Source organism: Parasphingorhabdus sp. W113 (assembly GCF_055693205.1).
Genome location: NZ_CM146328.1, coordinates 55582 through 76498, shown reverse-complemented (window position 1 = coordinate 76498; position 20917 = coordinate 55582). Strand labels below are relative to the sequence as shown.

Annotated in this window: 5 protein-coding genes; all 5 read right to left on the bottom strand. The window is 61.2% G+C overall.

The features are described 5' to 3' along the window. Window positions 1–44: 44 nt before the first annotated feature. The 5 genes from ACZ1GS_RS00325 to ACZ1GS_RS00305 are packed head-to-tail and all read right to left on the bottom strand — an operon-like array spanning window position 45 to window position 20621. Window positions 45–2195 carry a site-2 protease family protein gene (locus tag ACZ1GS_RS00325; protein ID WP_472696521.1) on the bottom strand — a complete coding sequence of 717 codons (2151 nt, stop codon included), beginning with the start codon at window positions 2193–2195 and terminating at the stop codon, window positions 45–47. Continuing rightward, complete coding sequence (locus ACZ1GS_RS00320) at window positions 2192–3586, bottom strand: efflux RND transporter periplasmic adaptor subunit (RefSeq protein WP_472696520.1); 1395 nt, start codon at window positions 3584–3586, stop codon at window positions 2192–2194. Before ACZ1GS_RS00320 ends, ACZ1GS_RS00325 begins: the two co-directional genes overlap by 4 nt. Further along, window positions 3567–4556, bottom strand: a complete 990-nt coding sequence (locus tag ACZ1GS_RS00315; RefSeq protein ID WP_472696519.1) for an efflux RND transporter periplasmic adaptor subunit — start codon at window positions 4554–4556, stop codon at window positions 3567–3569. Before ACZ1GS_RS00315 ends, ACZ1GS_RS00320 begins: the two co-directional genes overlap by 20 nt. Window positions 4557–4593: 37 nt before the next feature. Beyond that, the gene (locus ACZ1GS_RS00310) at window positions 4594–6087 is read right to left on the bottom strand and encodes a TolC family protein (RefSeq protein WP_472696518.1); all 1494 of its coding nucleotides are present in this window, start codon (window positions 6085–6087) and stop codon (window positions 4594–4596) included. 29 nt (window positions 6088–6116) lie between these two features. After that, a complete protein-coding gene (locus tag ACZ1GS_RS00305; RefSeq protein ID WP_472696517.1) occupies window positions 6117–20621 on the bottom strand; it encodes an Ig-like domain-containing protein in 14505 nt (4834 codons plus the stop codon). Window positions 20622–20917 lie beyond the last annotated feature (296 nt).

The following is a 20917-nucleotide window of genomic DNA, read 5'->3' as shown; positions in this document are numbered from 1 at the left end:
GATGCGAGTCTGTTAAGCATGTCGCGCAGACCATGCCGAAAGGATCAGTTGCTCAGCGAAGCTTCCTGCCGGAAAAGCCGAGTCAGATTGTCGAGCAGCATACCGAAAAGCGACCGGCCACGCGCGTCAATCTGTACTTCGCCCGGAGTTGTTTGCAGCGCGTCACCGTCACGATAGGCCTTTTTGGCGGCGATCAGCCGCACCCGGTAATAGGCTTTGCGCGGCCGCAAGACGCCATCTTCGTCATCCGCTGCAATGGCACCGCCATGAACCGAAGCAAGAATCGGCTGATCAATCCGTTCCACCGCATTGGATGATTTCTCGACCAGCTTGGTCGCGCGCGAGGCCTGGACCGGATCATCGGGGACAAAGCGACCCAGCGCGTCCGGTTCGATCCGCCAGATATCGTCTTCGCTAACATAGGCTTGCACATCATAGTCATCGGACGTCACGATATGGGCGACGACCTCCGCCCCGCCTAGCCAGCGGCCAGCATGCATATCGGGCGTAATATCGGTGACAATCCCGTCCAGCGGCGCCCGCAGGATCAACCGTTCGCTGCGCAGTTCGAGACCGCTGAGCTGATCCTGTTCCTGTTTCAGCTCGCGGGCCAGCACGACCCGGTTCGACAGGTCGACGGCATCGGCCGCGCCGCGCCCCAGCTGCAATTGCAGCCGGGCGATCCGCACCTTTGTGGCGGCGACCGCCTGTTCCAGCTCCGGGGCGGATAATTGGGCAATGGGCGCACCGGCTTTGACCCGTTCGCCATTGCGGACGAATATCTCTTCGACCTTGCCGGGGTCTCCTGCCACAATCGGCGCCGCCCCCACCGGCGTGAGCACCGCGGTGGCACTGATATGCCGATCCAGTGGCAGAAGGCAGAGCAGCAGGCCGATGCCCGCGAAAAGCATCAGCAACCGGCTGCGCGATGTCGCAACGATCCGGTCTTTCATGCTCGCCCAGACCTTGAGTTCGGCGAGCACTGGGCGCGCGATGAAGACGGCGATCTCGACGACAAACAGGACCACGCCCAGCAGCTTGAAGAACAATGTATAGACCAGCAGCGCGATGCCGATGAACAGCACCAGCCGATAGAGCCAGGTCATCCAGGCATAGACCACCATCGACCGGCGCAAGCGGTCCGGCACCTGTTCCGGCGGGGCGTCACCCAGCGCGAACAGCAATTCGCGCAACCGCCAGCGGCCAAGCGCAAAGGCGCGCGGCTGGAGATTGGGCACGCCGAGCCAGTCGGACAGGACATAATAGCCGTCAAAGCGCATGAACGGATTGAGATTGATCGCCAGGCTCATCACCCAGCTGGTGGTCGCCAATATGAAGGCCACGCTGCGCAGCATGCCATCGGGCAGCAGCACCCAGGCCATGGTCGCCACACCGGCCACCATCAACTCGACCGCCACACCGGCACAGTCGATCATCAGCCGCTTTTTCCGGGAGGTCAGCCGCCAGGCTCCGGAGGTATCGGTATAGAGCACCGGCATCATCACCAGAAAGCTCACCCCCATGGTCGGTACCCGACAGCCAAAGCGGGTCGCGGTATAGGCATGCCCCAATTCGTGCAATATCTTGATCGCGAACAGGCCGAGACCATAAGCGATCAGTCCCTGCAGGCTGAAGAAATAGAGAAAGGATGCCATGAATTGATCCCATTGCCGGGCGACCAGCACCAGACCGGTCAACGCCAGCAGGGCAAAAAACACCAAGCTCGGAAAGGACCAGATCGGCGCCACCCGGTCGACCGTGCGCTCGAGAAAGGCGGCCGGCTTTACGATCGGGATGCGGATGAACAGATAATTGTCCAGCATCCATTTCCACCACGCCTTTTTCGCGGCCTGCTGCTGTTCGGTCAGGCTGGCAACCGTGTCGCCCAGTGGCGTCACCGTCAGACTGTTGGACAGCGAAAATTCGACCACGCGGCCAAACGCATCGTTAATATCCTTTTCGTCCAGCCCTTCCGCACCGAGATCGTCGTGGACCTTGGCGAGGTCACCCGCCGCCCAGCGCGACAGGATTTTGAACTCGATCCGGCCGAGCTGAAAGAACAGATGCCGCACCGGATCAAACAGGGTCCAGCTGGGCGCGCCCGTTACCAGCGCCGCGCCAGGTTCAATCCGCAGCTCTTGCCGCAACGGCGGCAGAAGCGGAGGTTCCGCACCAAGCGCCGCGCTGTCGGTCATAGCCCGATGGTTTGCCGGAAGCTGGCAATGGGGCGGCGCAACAGGGAATAAATCAGCGGCACCCACTCGCCATAAAGCTGTGCGGTACCGCGCGATCCGATCCGCGGATTGCCAGAGACCGGTTTGGCGGTCACCGCAAATGCCAAGGTGCCATCGGCCGTTGGACGCGCCTGATAGCTGGCATTTTCAACCTTGCCTTCGATCGCCCAAAGCGGCTGGGCATCGAGCCAGACCTTGACCCGCGCGCCGCTTTCCAGCGCCATTTGCTCCGCCGCCGGCAGATCGATCCGCAGCGCGATATCGCCGGGGTCGGCCACTTGCAGAATCGGATCGCCAACATTGACCGCACGGCCCTCCCAGTCCCGCCGATCGCTGTAAATCGCCATCCCGCTGCGCGGTGCGGTGATTTGCGACAGGTTCATCACGTCGCTGGCAAAATCATAATCCGCCTGAGCCAGATCATATTCCGCGCGCAACGTGGCTATTTCACGGGATTCATCCTCTTCGCCAAAGGCCGAATTGGTCGAGCGATCAACCCGCGCCTGCGCCACGGCCAGTTTTTCCTGCGCCAGTTTCAATTCGTTGGACAGCTTCACATCGTCGAACGACAGCAGCAATTGCCCTTCTTCCACCGCCGCGTTGGGCGGCACGTGAATCCGCGATATCACCCCGGAAAAAGGCGCAGCAACCATGAACGGCCGCGCCGCGACCACCTCAACCGGCGCCAGCGCGGTCATCCGGACCGGGAACAGGGCAATGACCAGCAACGCAACCGCCACGCCGATTTTCTCCCGCCGCCCGAACCGGCCGAGACGACGCACCGGACGGTTGTCGGTCAACGCCCGCCAGCTATGGCCGATGGTTTCGCTGACCCGGGCCAGGCGAAAAAACTCGCTTTCGCGGAACATATCGTCGCGCATCACCAGCAAGCCGCCAAAGGCTTTGCCTTCGGCATCCTGCAGCGGCTGCCAGCGCGCGACTTTATAAGGATATTCCGCCAGCGCGCCGTCCTCGCTCATCGCCGTCAGCTGAAATTCATGCGGGCTGTCCAGACCATGATCCTTCGCCAGCCGCACCAGCAGTTTCTCGATCGCCTGAATCAGTGGCGCATTGCGATCAACCGAAGCGATGCTCGACGCACAGACGATCTGGAACCCGTCGCCGAGCCGCGGCTGCCGGGCGATGAACATCTGGTCATAGGGCACGATCCGGCGCATCTCGTTGGCGACATGATATTGCAGTTCGGCCACGCCCGGCTGCCGGCGGAGTTCGGCTTCAAACTGCAGCAGGCTGGCGAGCAGATTGGCGTCACCGGACAACGGCGCGGAGCCCGCCGCAACCGGCAGAACGGTCACCCGATTGGCGTCGGAATCAGGAGGGCTGGCGGCCATTGGCTTTGTCCGTTCCGGAGGCCTGATCAGGGCTTTTGACGGGCGCGTCCGGCTTTTCGGCAACCTTGGCCCTGGGCTCGGCAAACACCGCGTTGCCGCTCATGCCCGGCAGCACGAGACTCTCGGTCCGATCGACATTGCCGGTCACCCGGATCGTCTTGCTCACCGGATCCACCGAGGCTCCAAGCCGGGTAATCTGGCCGGTGACCGGCGCGCCGGTTTCGTCAATCGTGAAGGTGAAATCCGCACCGGGTCGCAACCAGGTCAGCCAATTGCTCGGAACGATCAGCTCGACCTCCAGATCGCCGCCGCTCTGGATGGTCAGCAACGGCTGGCCACTCGCGGCAATTTCACCACGATGGGCGATTTCCTCGACCACGGTGCCGGAAAAAGGTGCGTAGACTGCACAGTCGGTGAGGGTTGCCTCTATCGCATTGGCTTCCGCCTGGGCCTTGCCGAGATTGGCTTTGGCCACCGCCACTTCATTCTTCCCGATCGCTTCATATTGATCGAGTTCGACATTGGTATCATAGGTGACGCTATAGGCATTGGCCGCCGCCCGGGCTGCTTTCAGCTGCGCCCGCGTCGCCGAACAGTCAAACCGGGCGAGCAGTGCGCCCTTGCGAAACGACCGCCCCTTGCCGAACGGCATTGACGTGATCCGCGCCGTCATCCGCGAGGCGATGGTCGATTCCATCTTCGGCTTGATGACCCCGCGGACATCCGGTTCGGGCTTGGCGACCGGCTCTGCAGCGGCGTCTTTTTCGGCCTGTTTTGCATCAGCGGTATCAGCGGCCTCCTTGGCGGCAAGCTGCGCTTCGTTCTTTGACCAGTCTGGCCGGTTATCGCCGGTCGCCAGGCCGATGCCCAGCGCCGCCACCAGCGCAATGCCGCCCGCCCAGAACCAGGGCGCGCGGGAAGGCGTTTCTGACTCCGGTTCCGGATTCAACTCACCGCTTTCATCTGTCATCTTCTGCGTCCCTTCCGGCGCTGTGGTCCCGGATCGCTTACTCGCTCAGCGACATCGCCATTTCGCGGTCCTGCCACAATTTTTCCAGCGCGTTGCTCAGCGTCGCGACATCTTCCCGTCCGGTCAATTCGGGACTGAAATCGTCAATCCCCATCGAGGCGAACAGGTTGGCATAAGCATTTTGCGCCTCGGCATAGGCAATATCATATTTGACCTCGGCGACCAGCGTGTTCATTTCCTCGCGCAGCAAGGTCTGCTGGCTCATCGCGCCGGCTTTGTGACCGGAGCGAATCTGATAGAGAATCTTGTCCTGCAGACGGTGCTGATGCGAAGCGGATTCCAGTTCCGATTGCAGATGACCGAAACGTGCCCGCGAGACGTGAACCTGCGTCATCACCGCCATGGTCAGCGCCAGTTCGCGCTGCCGCAGCAGATCATCCTGAGCCCGCACGGCCTTTTTCTTCGGTCCGAGTTTGAACAGGTTGAGCACATTCCAACTCGCCTGCGCGCCATATTGGAACCAGTTATTGTTGAACAGAAAATCGTTGGAATCGACGTTCACGCCGATAATCCCGCGGAAGCTCGGCAAGGCGGACAATAGCGCCGCATCCAGTTCCTTCGAATTGATCCGCTGGCGATAGCTGACTTCGCGCAACTCGGCGCGGTTTTTGAGCGCCGTCATCATCATGTCCTCACCGGAATATTTGACGCTAGGCAAAGTGTCGTTGCGGTCGGGCAGAACCAGCGCGAAACTCGTCCCCGGGCGCAGATTCATCAACGCCGCCAGTTGGGCCTTCGCCACCACCAGCTCGCGTTGCAATTTGCGGATCTCGGACTGGATCTCGACCAGCTCGCGCTGATAGGTCAGGGCCGTCAGCGGCGCCGACAGACGTCGTTCGGCGAGCCGTTCGGAATTGGTCAGGGTCGTCGTGACATTGCCTTCCAGTTGCTTGAGCTTGTTGAGCAGCCGCTCGGCGCTGACCGCCCGCCAGTAGGACGTGCGCACATCTTCGATGATCCGGTTGGCGACCTTGCGGCGGCGTTCCTGCGAGATCAGCACCTCATCGGCTTTCTGCTGCGTGCGCACATAGGACAGGCCAAAGTCCAGCACATCCCAGCTGAGCGACAGGTCGCCGGTAAACAGGTCGCGCTCCGCCGAGGTCGAGGGTTCCAGCGACTGGCGCCGGGTAATCAGGGACAGCGAACTGGCGCCGGAAAAATTATTGCGCCCGGCATAGCCGGCATTGGCGACGAGCTGGGGCAGCATGTCATAGCGCGACAGATTGAGCTCCCGCGTCTTGAGCGTTTCCTCCATCAGCTCGACCTTGTAATCGAGATTATATTTCAGCGCCCGGGCCATCGCGTCATAGAGCCCGATCGGAGCGGCGACCGGCTCCTGCTCCGCATCAACAGCGAGAATATTCTGGCGCGCCGTCGTGTCGATCTGCGACGGCGTCAAGGGTTCCGGCGTGACCGCGCAGCCCCCCAAAAGTGCGAGCAATGAACTGCCGAGGATGAGTTTCTGCTTCATGTTGCTTCCCTTACCTATGCCTGTCTTGTCTAAGCCTGAAACGCAGCAAGCAGCTGCGCGGCTTCATCTGCGGCACTGTTGTCAGCCAGTGCCATGGTGCTGCCCAATGAGGCGGCGCCGCTCGTGTTCTGAGAAAGACTGGCTTCCTCATCAATCTGGATTTCGCCGGTCGCCCCCTGGACCACCACCGGAATTTCGATCACCGCGCCATCGGCCCGGATCGCCCGGACGATCAGACGGATGGTTTCCGCATCCACCGGCCGCTCGATAATTGCGAGACCGCGTGCATCCATCCGGATCCATCCCGGCAGCGGACTGCCATCGCGGGTGCGGAGCTGATATTCGGTGATCCGCGGATCGCTATCGGCGCCGATATCCCGGACTTCCATATAGATCACCCGGTCGCGGACCACGGATTCGATCATGATCTGGTCGCTGCCAGTATCGAGCTGGCGCACCGAAAAGCCGGTCAGCCCTTCGACCAGGAAATCACCAAAGCGCGGATCGAACAGGCGGTCTGCCCCGAAGCGGAGATCGCGGATATGATCGAGATAATCGACAACATCGGAAATCGGATGCCCCTCGCTGTCAAATGTCCCGATGCCGTTGAGCGACCGCAGCCCGTTAACCGCGGTCAGCAGCGGCCGTTCGCCGCCAAGATCCGGATTGGGGTTGAGCGACTTGAAGCCATTGACCGTGTCATCGATGATCAGCGGGGTCGTGATAAACGCACTGGTCTGATCGAGCGTGGTGCTGAGCGGTTCGCTGTCCGGATAGCCAATGCCGGGATTGCCGAGCAATTCGTTCACATTGGCATTGGCCTGGGTGACCGTCACGGTCACAAAGGATTCGACAAAGCCGCCCTGGCCATCGCTGACAATATAGGTGATCGTCGCGACGCCCTGGAATTCCGGTGCGGCAAAGTGCGAGATGGTGCCATCGGGATTGATCACCACTTCCCCGACATCGACCTTGGCGAAGAACACGGTGAGCGGATCACCTTCCGGATCGCTGCTGTTGTCGAGCACCGGAATGATGGTCTCTGCCCCGCCAATGCCGAAGACATTTTCATCGCCATCTACTGGTGGTTCATTGGTGTTACGGACAATCACCTGCACCGTTGCAAAATCGGTTCCGCCATTGCCGTCGCTGATCGCATAGGTGATTGTATCGGTGCCGAAAAAGTCGAGATTCGGCGTATAGGTGATCGTCCCGTCCGGGTTGATCACCACCGTCCCATTGGCCGCCGAAGCGCTGGTAACGGTGAGCGGATCACCGTCCAGATCAACATCATTGGCGAGCACCGGAATGACCACCGGCCGTTCTTCGTCGGTGCTGGCAATGTCATTGGCGGCGACCGGCGGGTCATTGACCGGATCAACCGTGACGGTAATCGTCGCCGTCCGGAAGCCACCCGCGCCATCGCTGACCTGATAGGTGATGACATCCGTTCCATTGAAATTCGGATCGGGCGTATAGGTCAGCGTGCCGTCCGGATTGATCGTGACCGTGCCGTTGGGTGAGGTCGCGCTGACAATGGTCAGCGGATCGCCATCGACATCGTTATCATTGGCCAGCGGCGTCAGCACCACCGGCGTGTCTTCCGGCGTGCTGGCAATATCGGGCTGCAGCACCGGCGGATCGTTAATCGGTGTCACCGCCACCGTGACGGTCGCGGTGGTGGTCCCGCCCTGCCCATCGCTCACGCTATAGGTGATCGTTGTCGGTCCGTTAAAGTCCGGATCGGGAGTGAAGGTGATCGTGCCATCGGGATTGATCACCACCGTGCCGTTGGGTGAGCTCGCATCGGTGACCGTCAGTGGATCCCCGTCATTATCGCTATCATTGGCGAGAACCGGGATAGTCACCGGACTGTCTTCCGGTGTCGTCGCCACATCATCCTGCGCGACCGGGACATCATTGACCGGATTCACCGTAACGGTGACCGTCGCGGTGGCAAAGCCACCCTGACCATCGCTGATCGTATAGGTGATGACGTCGGTGCCATTGAAATCGGCATCCGGCGTGTAGGTCACGGTGCCGTCGGGATTGATCGTGACCGTGCCATTTGGTGCGGTGGCCGCTGTGATCGTCAACGGATCACCGTCGGCATCGCTGTCATTGGCCAGCAGCGGAATCGTGACCGGTGTGTCTTCATCGGTCTGGCTGACATCGGGGAGCGCCACCGGCGGATCATTGACTGCACCAACCGTCAGCGTGACTGTGGCCGTCGCTGTTCCGCCCTGACCATCACTGATCGTATAGGTGACGGTGGTCACGCCGTTAAAGTCCGGATCAGGGGCGAAGGTCACCGTGCCATCCGGATTGATCGTCACCTGCCCGTCGGGCGAAGTGCCGCTGGTGACGGTCAGCGGATCACCATCGACATCGCTGTCATTGGACAAGACATTGAGGGTGATCGGCGTGTCTTCCGGCGTGGTCGCCACATCGTCAACGGCGACCGGATCATCATTGACCGGATTGACCGTCACGGTGACGATGGCGGTCGCGGTGCCGCCCTGGCCATCGCTGATTTCATAGGCAATGGTGTCAATGCCGGTGAAATCCATATCCGGCGTATAGGTGATCGTGCCGTCCGGATTGATGATCACCGTTCCGTTCGGCGCCGTGGCGCTGGTCACGGTCAACGGATCGCCATCAACATCGCTGTCATTGGCCAGCACCGCAATCGTGACCGGGGATTCTTCATCCGTTGCGGTCGTGTCATCCACGGCCACCGGCGGATCATTGACCGCACCAACCGTGACCGTGACGGTCGCCGTGGCGGTGCCGCCATTGCCGTCACTGATCGTATAGGTAATCGTATCCACGCCGTTGAAGTCCGGATCGGGCGTATAGTCTATCGTGCCGTCTGGCAGGATTACCACCGTGCCGTTGGCGGCGCTCGCTGTCGTCACCGTCAGCGTGTCGCCATCGGGATCACTGTCATTGGCGAGGACCGGGATATTGACCGGCAGGTCTTCGGAGGTCGCCGCGCTGTCATTGACCGCGACTGGCGGCGGGTTGCTGATTGTCCAGGTAAAGCTCTGGTCAACCGTTCCGCCCTGACCGTCATCGGCCGTGATCGTCACGCTATAGACACCGCCGCCAACCTGGCTGGCGTCGCTGTCAATCGTGCCCGAGATCACGCCGGTATTCGGATCGATGGTCAGGCCGAGCGGCAGACCGGCGGCGCTATAGCTGAGCGTATCGCCATCCACGTCCGAGAAATTGGCGGCGACCGGTACCGAAACCACCGCGCCGTCAAGCGCCACGCGCGGGACGATCGGGGTGGCGACCGGGGCATCATTCACTGCCCCGACGGTAATTTCCACGGTGGCGGTATCGGTGCCGCCATTGCCGTCGCTGATCGTGTACGTGATTGTGTCCGGGCCGTTATAATCCGGATCAGGCGTATAGGTGAGCGTCCCGTCGGCGTTAATCGTCACATCGCCGCGACCCGCAGTCGCGAGCGTCACGGTCAGCGCATCGCCATCCGGATCGCTATCATTGGTCAGCACCGTGATCGGCGTGGGCGTATCTTCGCTCACGGCGACCGGGCCATCATCGGTGGCCACGGGCGGCGGGTTGGTAACCGTCCACGAGAAGGTCGTGGATACGGCCTCGCCATTGCCGTCATCGGCGGTGATGGTGACCATGTAGATGCCATCACTATCCGGCCCGCCCTGGGACGCACCGGGGTCAATGGTACCAATAATATTCCCGGCAGCATCGATCGACAGACCAGCCGGCAGGCCGGTCTGGCTGAAGGTCAGCATGTCGCCATCGAGGTCATCGAAATTGTCGGCAACGGAAAAAGCGATGATATCCGCATCCGAATTGCCGCGCGCCGGCAGGGCAGCGGCGGTTGGCGCATCATTTTCGGCGCCGACGGTCACGGTGACAATCGCGGTGGATGTGCCGCCCTGCCCATCGCTGATCTGATAGGTGATCGTGTCGGTGCCATTGAAATTCGCATCAGGCGTGTAGGTCAGCGTTCCGTCCGGATTGATCACGACCGATCCATTGGGGGCGCTGGCCACGGTTACCGTCAGACTGTCGCCGTCAGGATCATTGTCGTTCGCCAGCACCGCAATCGGAGCGGTTGGCGTGTCTTCGGTTGTCGATGCGCTATCGTCGGTCGCGGTCGGACCCGGATTGGCAATCGTCCACAGGAAGCTTTGCGTGGTTTCCAGACCGCCATCATCGGTCGCGGTAATCTCGACCTGATAGACGCCGCCATTGACCTGGCTGGCCCCCGGATCAATCGTGCCGGTAATCGCTCCGGTGGTCATGTCGATGGTCAAGCCGGCGGGCAGATTGGCTGCGCTATAGGTCAGCGCCCCGCCTTCCGGATCGCTGAACAGGTCGCCAAAGGGCAGCGAGACCACATCGCTGTCGAGGCCCTGGCGATCGGGCAGGATCGTCGCGTCGGGTTCGTCATTCACCGCGGTAACGGTGATGGTGGCGACAGCCGTGGCAAATTCGCCATTGGCATCCTGAATCGTGTAGGTCACCGTCGCGACGCCGTTAAAGTCGGGGTCCGGCGTGAAGTTAATCGTTCCGTCCGCGAGAATGACCGCGATGCCATTGGTGGCATCGGCGGATATGATCTCGATCGGGGTCAGCGGATCGCCATCGGGATCCACGTCATTGGCCAGAACATCAATATTGACCAGCGTGTCTTCCTCGGCCGTGGCGGTGTCATTAATCGCCCGCGGCGGTTCATTGGTGATCGTCCAGCTAAAGGTCGTACTGACCGATTCGCCAGCGGCATCGGTTGCCGTGACGGTCACCGTATAAAGCCCGCCGGGAACGTCCGAAGATGCCGTGACCCCTGTGGTGCCGCTGACCGTGCCGGTTGCCGGATCAAAGGTCAGGCCGGTTGGCAGACCGGTAATCGCATAGGTCAGCGTCGCATCATCGGCATCACTGAACGCGGCACCAAGCGGAACGCTGATCGCCTCGTTGTTGGAATCGAACAGATCCGGCAATCCCACCGTCTCTGGTGCATCATTGACAGCACTCACCGTCACGTCGACCGTCGCGGTCGCAGTACCACCATTGCCATCACTGATCGTGTAGACAATCGTATCGGTGCCGTTGAAATTCGGGTCCGGCTGATAGGTCAGCGTGCCGTCGGCTTCGATCACCACGACCCCATTGCTCGACGTTGCCGAAATCACCGTCAGGGCATCGCCATCCGGATCATTGTCATTGGCCAGAACCGCAATATTGACCGCCGTGTCTTCGGTTGTGCTAGCTGAATCATTATCCGCCGTCGGCGCCGGGTTGGTGACGATCCAGGTGAAGGTCGAGTCGACCGTCCCGCCATTGCCGTCATCGGCGGTGACGGTCACTGCGTAGATGCCGCCGCCAAGCTGGCTGGCATCAGGATCGATCGTCCCGGTGATATTGCCATTGGTATCGATGGAGAGACCGGCGGGCAGACCGGTGGCGGTAAAGCTCAGCACATCGCCATCAAGATCGCTGAAATTGCCGCTCACGTCGACCGCAACGGTGTCAGAATCCAGATTGGTCTGATTGGTCAGCGGCGGATCGGCAACCGGTGCGTCATTAACCGCGGTGACGGTGACCGTGACCGTTGCGGTGTCGGTGCCGCCATTGCCGTCGCTGATCGTATAGGTGATCGTGTCGGTGCCGTTGAAATTGGCGGCCGGGGTGTAGACCAGCGTGCCGTCGGGATTGATCACCACCGTGCCATTGGGCGCGGTCGCCGAAACAACCGTCAGATCATCGCCGTCGGGGTCATTGTCATTGGCGAGCACGGCAATCGGCGCGCTGGGTGTGTCTTCCGCCGTGGTGGCAACATCATCGGTTGCGGTCGGCGCGGGATTGGCGATCGTCCAGACAAAGCTTGCGCTCACGGTGCCGCCATTACCGTCATCGGCGGTCAGGGTAACGGTGTAGACACCGCCATTGGTCTGGCTCGCCGCGCGGTCAATCGTTCCGGTGATATTGCCGTTCGCGTCGATCGACAGGCCCGCCGGCAGGCCGGTCGCGCTGAAGCTTAGCGTGTCGCCATCGAGATCGCTGAACTTGTCGCTGATATCGAGCGCGATCACGTCGGAATCGAGATTGTTGAGATCGGCCAGCGGCAGGTCGACATCCGGCGCGTCATTGACCGGAGCCACCGTGACCGTGACAGTGGCGGTTGCGGTGCCGCCATTGCCATCGCTGATCGTATAGGTGATCGTGTCGGTGCCGTTGAAATTGCCATTGGGCGTGTAGGTCAAGGTACCGTCGGCTTCGATCACCACCGTGCCATTGGGCGCTGAAGCCGAGGTTAGCGTCAGATCATCGCCGTCCGGATCATTGTCATTGGCCAGCACCGGAATATTGACCGGCACATCTTCATCGGTCGACGCGCTGTCGTCGGTTGCCGCCGGTCCGGGATTGGTCACAGTATAGGTGAAGGTGGATGATACAGTGCCGCCATTGCCATCCGAAGCGGTGACGGTCACTGTGTAGACCCCGCCGCCGATCTGGCTGGCCTGGTTGTCAATCGTCCCCGAAATAATGCCGGTGTCCGGATCAATGGATAGTCCGGCCGGCAGACCGGTGGCCGCAAAGCTGAGCGTATCGCCATCGAGATCAGTGAAATTGCCGGCAGTCGCGATCGCCGGACTGTCGCCATCCAGCGCGGTGGCATTGGGCAACGGCGCAGTCACCGTCGGCGCGTCGTTGACCGGATTCACGGTGACGGCAACCGTGGCGGTCGCCGTCCCGCCATCGCCGTCACTAATCGTGTAAGTGATGATGTCATCACCGTTGAAATTGGCATCGGGCGCGTAGGTGATCGTGCCATCGGCATTGATCGTCACCACGCCATTGGCAGCGGTCGCCGAGATGACCGTCAGCGCATCGCCATCGGGGTCGCTGTCATTGGCAAGAACCGGGATCACCACCGGAACATCTTCATCGGTTACCGCCGTGTCATTCACCGCATCGGGGGCCGGGTTATCGACAACCCAGCTGAATGTCTGGTTGACCGTGCCGCCATTGCCATCATCGGCTGTCACCGTGACGCTGTAGACGCCATCTCCGGCCGGGCCGCCTTGCGAGGCGGAAGGATCCAGCGTGCCGCTAATCTCACCGGCGGCATTGATTGTCAGACCCAATGGCAAGCCGGTCGCGGTAAAGGTTAGCGCGTCGCCATCAACATCGGTGAAGTTGGTCGCAATCGACAGCGCAACGCTATCGGAATCGCTGTCATTTTGCGGCGCGATCGGCGTCGTGACCGGCGCATCATTGACCGCCGTCACCACCACGGTCACCGTCGAAGTCGCAAAACCGCCTTGCCCATCGCTGATCGTATAGGTGATTATATCCGTGCCGTTAAAGTCGGGATCTGGCACATAGGTCACCGTGCCATCCGCGTTGATCGTCACGGTTCCGTTCGGCGCATCGGCGGCAGTGACGGTCAGCGGATCGCCATCCGGGTCGCTGTCATTGCCCAGCACGGCGATATCCACCGGAGTGTCCTCTGGCGTCGTGGCATTGTCCGCCACCGCGACAGGGATGTCATTGACGGCATCCACCGTGACCGCAACCGTGGCGGTCGCCGTTCCGCCATTGCCGTCGCTGATCGTATAGGTGATCGTTGTCGGACCATTGAAGTCCGGAGCCGGCGTGAAGGTGATCGTTCCATCGGCATTGATCACCACCGTGCCGTCCGGCGAGCTTGCCGCGGTGACCGTCAGCGGATCGCCGTCCGGGTCGCTGTCATTGCCCAGCACACCGATGGTGACTGGTGTGTCTTCGTTGGTCGTGGCATTGTCATTCACCGCGACCGGCGCATCGTTGACCGGATTGACGGTCACCGTCACCGCGGCTGTCGACGTGCCGCCATTGCCGTCGCTGATCACGTAGGTGATCGTATCCTGGCCATTAAAGTCAGCATCCGGCGTATAGGTCAGCGTGCCGTCCGCCTCGATGACAACCGTGCCATTGGGGGCGGTGGCCGAGGTCACGGTCAGCACATCGCCATCCGGATCGCTGTCATTGCCCAGCACCGCGATATTGACCGCTGTGTCTTCATCCGTGGTGGCGCTGTCATTGACCGCGGTCGGGGCCGGATTGATCACCGTCCAGGTGAAGGTCTGGCTGGTCGTCAGACCGTCGGGATCGGTGCCGGTGACGGTGACGCTATAGACCCCGCCCCCGACCTGGCTGGCGTCGCGATCAATCGTGCCGCTGATGATCCCGGTGGTGGGATCGAGGCTGAGACCGGCGGGCAGACCGGTGACACTGAAGGCCAGTACATCGCCATCCAGATCGCTGAAGAAGCTGCCGGTATCGACCGACACCGCCTGATTGTCTTCATTGTTGATATTCGGGATCGGCAGCGATTCCGGCGCGTCATTCACCGCCACCACATCCACCGTCAGCGTCGCCGTCGCCACGCCGCCCTGGCCGTCAGACACGGTGTAGGTGACAACCGCCTCGCCATTGAAATTCTCGGCTGGCGTGAAGGTCAGCGTGCCATCCGGATTGACCACAACCGTGCCATCGGTCGTACTTGCCGAGGTGATCATCAGGGGATCGCCATCGGGATCGGTGTCGTTGGTCAGCACAGCCACCGTGACCGGCGTATCTTCGGGTGTGGTTGCCACATCATCCACCGCTACCGGCGGAATATTCTGAACCGAATAGACAAAGCTGGTCGACACCGACTCGCCTGATGGATCGGTCGCGGTAACGGTCACAATATAGGGCCCGTTGACCGACGTGTCCGGATCCAGCGTGCCGGTGATCAAACCGGTATCCGGGTCAATTGACAAGGCCGGCGGCAGACCGGTGGCGGAGAAGGTCAGATCATCGCCATCGACATCATCAAAGCCCTGCGCCGTGGGAACCGAAACGGTTGCGCCGTCATCGCCATTCTGATTGGCGAGACCCACCGTGGTCGGGCCGTCATTGACCGCATTGACGGTCACCGTCACCGTCGCGGTCGAAAAGCCGCCTTCGCCATCGCTGATCGTATAGATGATCGTGTCTTCGCCGTTGAAATTGGCATTAGGCGAATAAGCCAGCGTGCCATCGGCATTGATCGTCACCGTGCCATTGCCCGCTTCCGCTTCGGTGATCGTCAACGGATCGCCGTCGCTGTCGACATCATTGGCGAGCACCGGAATATTGACCGCCGTGTCTTCATCGGTGGTCACATTGTCATTGGACGCCACCGGTGCCGGATTGGTCACGGTCCAGGTGAAGCTGGTCGAAACGGTTCCACCGCGCCCGTCATCAGCGGTCACGGTGATCGCGTAGCTGCCGCCACCCACCTGGCTGGCGCTGCGATCGATGGTGCCGGAAATAACACCGGTTGCCGGGTCAATCGTCAGGCCTGCGGGCAAGCCGGTTGCGCTGAATGTCAGGCTATCACCATCCGGATCGCTAAACGCGCCGGCCACCGGCAGGTCGATGATCTGGCTGTCGAGATTGGTCTGATCCCCGATGGAGCCTGATGTTGTCGGCACATCATTGACGTCTGCCACGGCGATGGTGATGGTCGCGATATCGGTGCCGCCTTCGCCATCCGAAATCTCGTAGGTCACAATATCGGTGCCGTTAAATCCGGGATTGGGCGTATAGGTGAGCGTGCCATCCGGATTGATCACGACGCTGCCATTTTGAGCGGACGCCGCGGTGACTGTCAGATCATCGCCATCCGGATCGCTGTCATTGGCCAGCGGCGTTAGCGTCACCGGCGTGTCTTCATCGGTACTGGCGCTGTCGTCCACGGCATCCGGACCCGGATTGGTGACGTTGAAGGTGATCGTCTGGCTGGTGGTTCCGCCATTGCCATCCGACACCGTAACCGTCGCCATGTAGGTGCCGCCATTGGTCTGGCTGGCGCTGTTGTCAATCGTCCCGGAAATGACGCCGCTGTCCGGATCAATTGACAGGCCCGGCGGCAGATCGGTCGCCGCATAGGTCAGCGTGTCGCCGTCAACATCGCTGAAGTTGCCAGCCACGGGAACCGACAAGGTCGCGCCATCTTCCGCGTCTTGCGGCGGCAAGGCGGTGCCCACTGGCGCATCATTGACCGGCGTGACGGTCACGGTGATCGTCGCGGTGGCGGTGCCGCCCTCGCCGTCGCTAATCGTGTAGGTAATCGTTGCCGTACCGTTGAAATTGGCCGGCGGAGCATAATTGACCTGATTGCCGACAATTGTCGCCTGTCCAACCGATGCCGCCGCTGCGATCAAGGTCAAGGGATCGCCATCCGGATCGCTGTCATTGGGCAGCACGTCGATCAGCACCGGCGTGTCTTCGGCGGTGGATGCGCTGTCATCGGCCGCCACCGGACCGGGATTGGTCACCGTCCAGCTAAATGTCTGCGTGGTGCTGAGACCGCCGGCATCGGTGGCCGTGACCGTGACGGAATAGACGCCATTGGTGCCGCCCTGACTGGCCGACCGATCGAGCGTGCCAGTGATCAAACCGGTGGCGCTGTCGATTCCGAGACCGGCTGGCAGCCCGGAAACAGAATAGGTCAAGGTCGCATCATCGCTGTCGGTAAACCCACCGGCCGTCGCCACGCTGATACCACCATCGGCATCCGCATTGGTCTGCGGAGGCAGCGACCCGACCGGAGTCGGCGCATCATTCACTGCGGCAATGGTCACCGCAACGGTTGCGGTCGCGGTGCCGCCTTCGCCATCGCTGATCGTATAAGTGATCGTGTCGGACCCGTTAAATCCGGCATCGGGTGTATAGGTCAGCGTGCCGTCAGGATTGATCACCACTGTGCCATTGGCCGCGCTCGCAGCAATGACCGTTAGAGCATCGCCATCGGGATCATTGTCATTCGCCAGCACATTGACTGTGACGGCCGTGTCCTCGGTGGTCGAGGCGCTGTCATTGGCGGCAGTGGGACCAGGATTGGTCACCGTCCAGGTGAAAGTCTGAGTCGCCGCCATGCTCTGGAAATCGGTGGCGGAAACCGTGACCGTGTAGAGCCCGTTGGTGCCGCCCTGGCTGGCGCTGTTGTCAATCGTGCCGGTGATTTCGCCGGTGCTGCTGTTGATCGACAGCCCGGGCGGCAAGCCCGTCGCGCTATAGCTGATCGTCGGACCATCCTGATCCGCGAAACCCGATGCCGTCGCAACACTAATCCCGGCGTCTGCGTCGCTATTGCTCTGGGGTGGCAGGGTGCCCACCGGGGTCGGACCATCATTCATCGCGACGACCGTCATATCATAAATGGCGCTGTCGGTGCCGCCCTCGCCATCGCTGATTGTATAAGTAATGATGTCGCGGTCGTTGAAATCCGGATTGGGTGTATAGGTCAGCGTACCATCGGGATTGATCACCACCGTGCCATTGGGCGCGCTGGCCGAGATCACCGTCAGCGGCGAATCGCCGTCAGGGTCGCGATCATTGCCGAGCACATTGATCGTCGCTGGCGTGTCTTCCGGTGTGGATCCGCCATCATTATTGGCTTGCGGCGGCGGATTGGTGATCGTCCAGGCAAAATTCTGCGTTGCCGACTCACCACCGGGATCGGTGGCGGTCACCACGATCGAATAGACACCGCCAGACCCGCCCTGGCTCGCGCTGTTGTCGATCGTGCCGGTAATCGCGCCGGTGCTGCTGTTGATGGACAGGCCGGGCGGCAATCCGGTTGCCGAATAGGTCAGCTCATTATTGCTGTTATCGGCATCCCGAAAGCCTTGCGACGTCCCCACGAAAATGCCCTGCGCGGCATCCACATTCTGTTGTGGTGGCAGGCTGCCCACCGGCTCCGGCGCGTTGTTCACCGGTGTCACGATGATATCGACCGTCGCGGTCGATGTCCCGCCGCGTCCATCGCTGATCGTGTAGGTGATCGTATCGGTACCCGAAAACTGGTCATCCGGCGTATAGGTGAGCAGCCCGCCCGCGCCGATGGTGACGGTGCCGTTGCCCGCATTGGCGGCGATGACCGACAGCGTATCGCCGTCGCCGTCAAAATCATTGGCCAGCACATTGATACCGGTGATCGGCGTGTTCTCCGGCGTCGTGCGATCGGCGTCATTGACCGCGGTCGGCGGATCGTTAATCTCGACCACATTGATCGTCGAGGTCGCCACGTTGGAGCTCAAAACCGAGTTGGCAAAGCTGATCGTGATATTGCGATCGACCGTCGCCGGGCGCTCGCCAACCGATTCAAACGTGATCGCCCGCAGCGCCAGGCGATAGTCGCGAGCACTCGCCGCGCCGGTCAGTTCGACCCCGCTATCCGTGCGGGTATAGCTAATGCCGCGCACCGTACCCGAAGCCGCGTCCGATCCGTTGACCAGCAGCCGGTCGCCGGATTGCGCATTGGTCAGAGCGATCGAAGCGGTCTCGACTTGCCCGTCGGGATTGGTAATCCGTACATCCCGGTCAACAATGCCGACACCGCTGCTGTTCTCGACATAGGTGCCTTCATAGGCCGAACCCGTTGCCGTGCTGTTGTTGCGATCCAGATCGAGACGCGGGATGGAAACCGTAACGCCGCCCCCGCCGAGATTGAAATCGGAATCCCCGTCATGACTGAACGTCGCGCCACCAATAACCGACTTCACCAGGCCATAGGTGGCATTAAACCCTTTGGTATCGAGCCAGTTGAAGCGCGCTGCTGACAAGCTGGTTGGTGGATTGGCCGTTTCATTCTGGGTGCCGGATGCCGTAACCGTTCCGGGCTCATTGGTGAACAGGATATTGGTCGTCCCGCCGCTCTGGTATGATGACAGAGTATCGGTATCAACCGTGATAAATTCCCGGGACAGCGGGTTGCCGCCTACACCATCGACATCGGCGATGGTAAAGCTGACGTCGGTTTCGACGGCTGTTGTCGTGCCGGACAGCACCACCGTCCAGCGGATATCGAGCAGCGCAACACCGACATTGTTGCTCGCGAGAATCTGAAAACCGAAATCATCACTGCCCAGCGTGTTGGTGCCGGGGCGGAAGAATCGGACCGTGTCATTGCCGGTAATCGAAACAACTTCAGCAACCACATCGACGCTATTGCCATCAACCCTGCCGACGTCCGACCAGCGCGCAACCGCACCGGTGCCCAGACCAATGGTGCGGTTATTGCCGTCAAAGGCGACCGGATTTCCCGCGGCATCGGTCACGGATATGCTGTTTCGGTCCGCGCTTAGTCGCGCCGGCGCCAGCAACCCGTCCCAGTCGCGCGCCACCAGCGTCGCCACGTCAACCTGTCCCAGCCGGTTTTCCAGCGTCCAGTCCCCGCCGCGCAAGATACTGCCCGTATCATCGATCGAAGCGGCAATATCCGCCCCGGTGACCGCTGCCAGCGCGTTGATCAATTGCTGCCCTGCTGCGTCGGCGCCAACCTCGCAGCCATAAATCAGGATATCGCCATCCGCGGAAAGCTTGCCGCCGATGGCCGCAAACGCCGCTGACAGCGAACCGGAAACCGAACCGCTGTCAATCTGGGTGGTGCCGAGCCAGAACACCCCTTCGTCGCCATGGCTGACCAGATGGATCGCGCCGACATTGCTCGCCCCGGCCAAAGCCGCCATGATCTGCTCGACCCCATCGCGGCTGCTGTCGAGCAGCACGATCTCGCCCTTGCCGGCCCAGCTGTCGACCAGCGCCTGATAATTGTCGACATTGCTGTCGATGAAAATATAGTCCTGTGCATCGCTGGCCGCGCCCGGCACCACTTCGCGCGGCAAGGCGGCTTCGGACAAAGCAACGGGCGTGCCCAGAGCCGACCCCGGATCCCGTGCCAGCAAGCCCTCGCCCTGCTCTGCTGGCGTCGCCAACGCATCAGGGGATATCAAGCGCATCTCGACCTGGCCAAATTGCAACAGGCTGTGGCTTGGCGACATGGCGCCCATGTCCCTTGCTCCGGCAAACCGGTAATCCTGTTCGATTGCCACCGCCACCGGGCTGACCAACCGGCCCGGACCGTCACTCGCAATACCGGTCGCAGCCGGTTGCAGCACCACCGGCTGCAAAGCGGCATCGGATGCCGCCCGCGTCAGGGCGTCTGAAGCGGCGTCTTCGGCGATCGATGAACCGGACAGGGTGATCAATTCTTGCCGACCATCCGCCACACCGTTCTGGTCGACCGGAAGCGCACCAAGGGGCACAGCCATCCGCTCGGTGAGCTGCGCGGAGCGCCCGTTATCGACCAGAGCGGGATCGCTGTCATCCGATGTCAAAGCCGATTCCGGGATCGTCACACGGGCCGACAAAGCCGCCGAAGCGCTGCTCGTGTCCGCCGCAAGTCCCATCGATTGCAAAGCCATTGGCTGGAGCGCCGCCACCTCGGGCAAGTGCGAACCGAAACCATTCGTATCAAATCCGGCGAAACCGCCAGGCATCCCGCCATCCGCCACGGTCAGCGCAGAAGCGGCCGTCACCACCGCAGCGCCATCGAACATCATCCGTGGTTCAAGCGCGATAAGATGGCCTGATGGCGGTGCGGAAGATTGTGGCGCGCGCCGTTCAGACGCCGCGCCGGATTCGAATGGATGCTTCGTCTTCGACGTGAATTTGCTAGCCATTCATTTTGCTCCCGAGCACGACCCAATCAACATTCGACCGATAACCATTTGTAAGAAAACAAATAGCTAATGCCCCGGGACCAAATGTTACCAAAGATGGTTAACAGAAAGTTCGGTGCCCCCGCAAGCCTCTAAAATGCGGGGATTCCGCCAAAAATGTAAAATCTCACCGCCCGATCCCGTGCCGCTGTGCGAAAACTTCCCGACAAAAGACGACAGGTCGGTCCACTAGCGCGACCAACGGAAAACCGCTTGCGGCACGGCGAGAGTCGATATGCGGTCGATTGGTCAAATTT

Bases quoted from the DNA above. Each gene is read 5' to 3' on its own strand.
- ACZ1GS_RS00325 (WP_472696521.1), bottom strand. From the start codon at position 2,195: ATGACCGACAGCGCGGCGCTTGGTGCGGAACCTCCGCTTCTGCCGCCG.
- ACZ1GS_RS00315 (WP_472696519.1), bottom strand. From the start codon at position 4,556: ATGACAGATGAAAGCGGTGAGTTGAATCCGGAACCGGAGTCAGAAACG.
- ACZ1GS_RS00310 (WP_472696518.1), bottom strand. From the start codon at position 6,087: ATGAAGCAGAAACTCATCCTCGGCAGTTCATTGCTCGCACTTTTGGGG.
- ACZ1GS_RS00320 (WP_472696520.1), bottom strand. From the start codon at position 3,586: ATGGCCGCCAGCCCTCCTGATTCCGACGCCAATCGGGTGACCGTTCTG.
- ACZ1GS_RS00305 (WP_472696517.1), bottom strand. From the start codon at position 20,621: ATGGCTAGCAAATTCACGTCGAAGACGAAGCATCCATTCGAATCCGGC.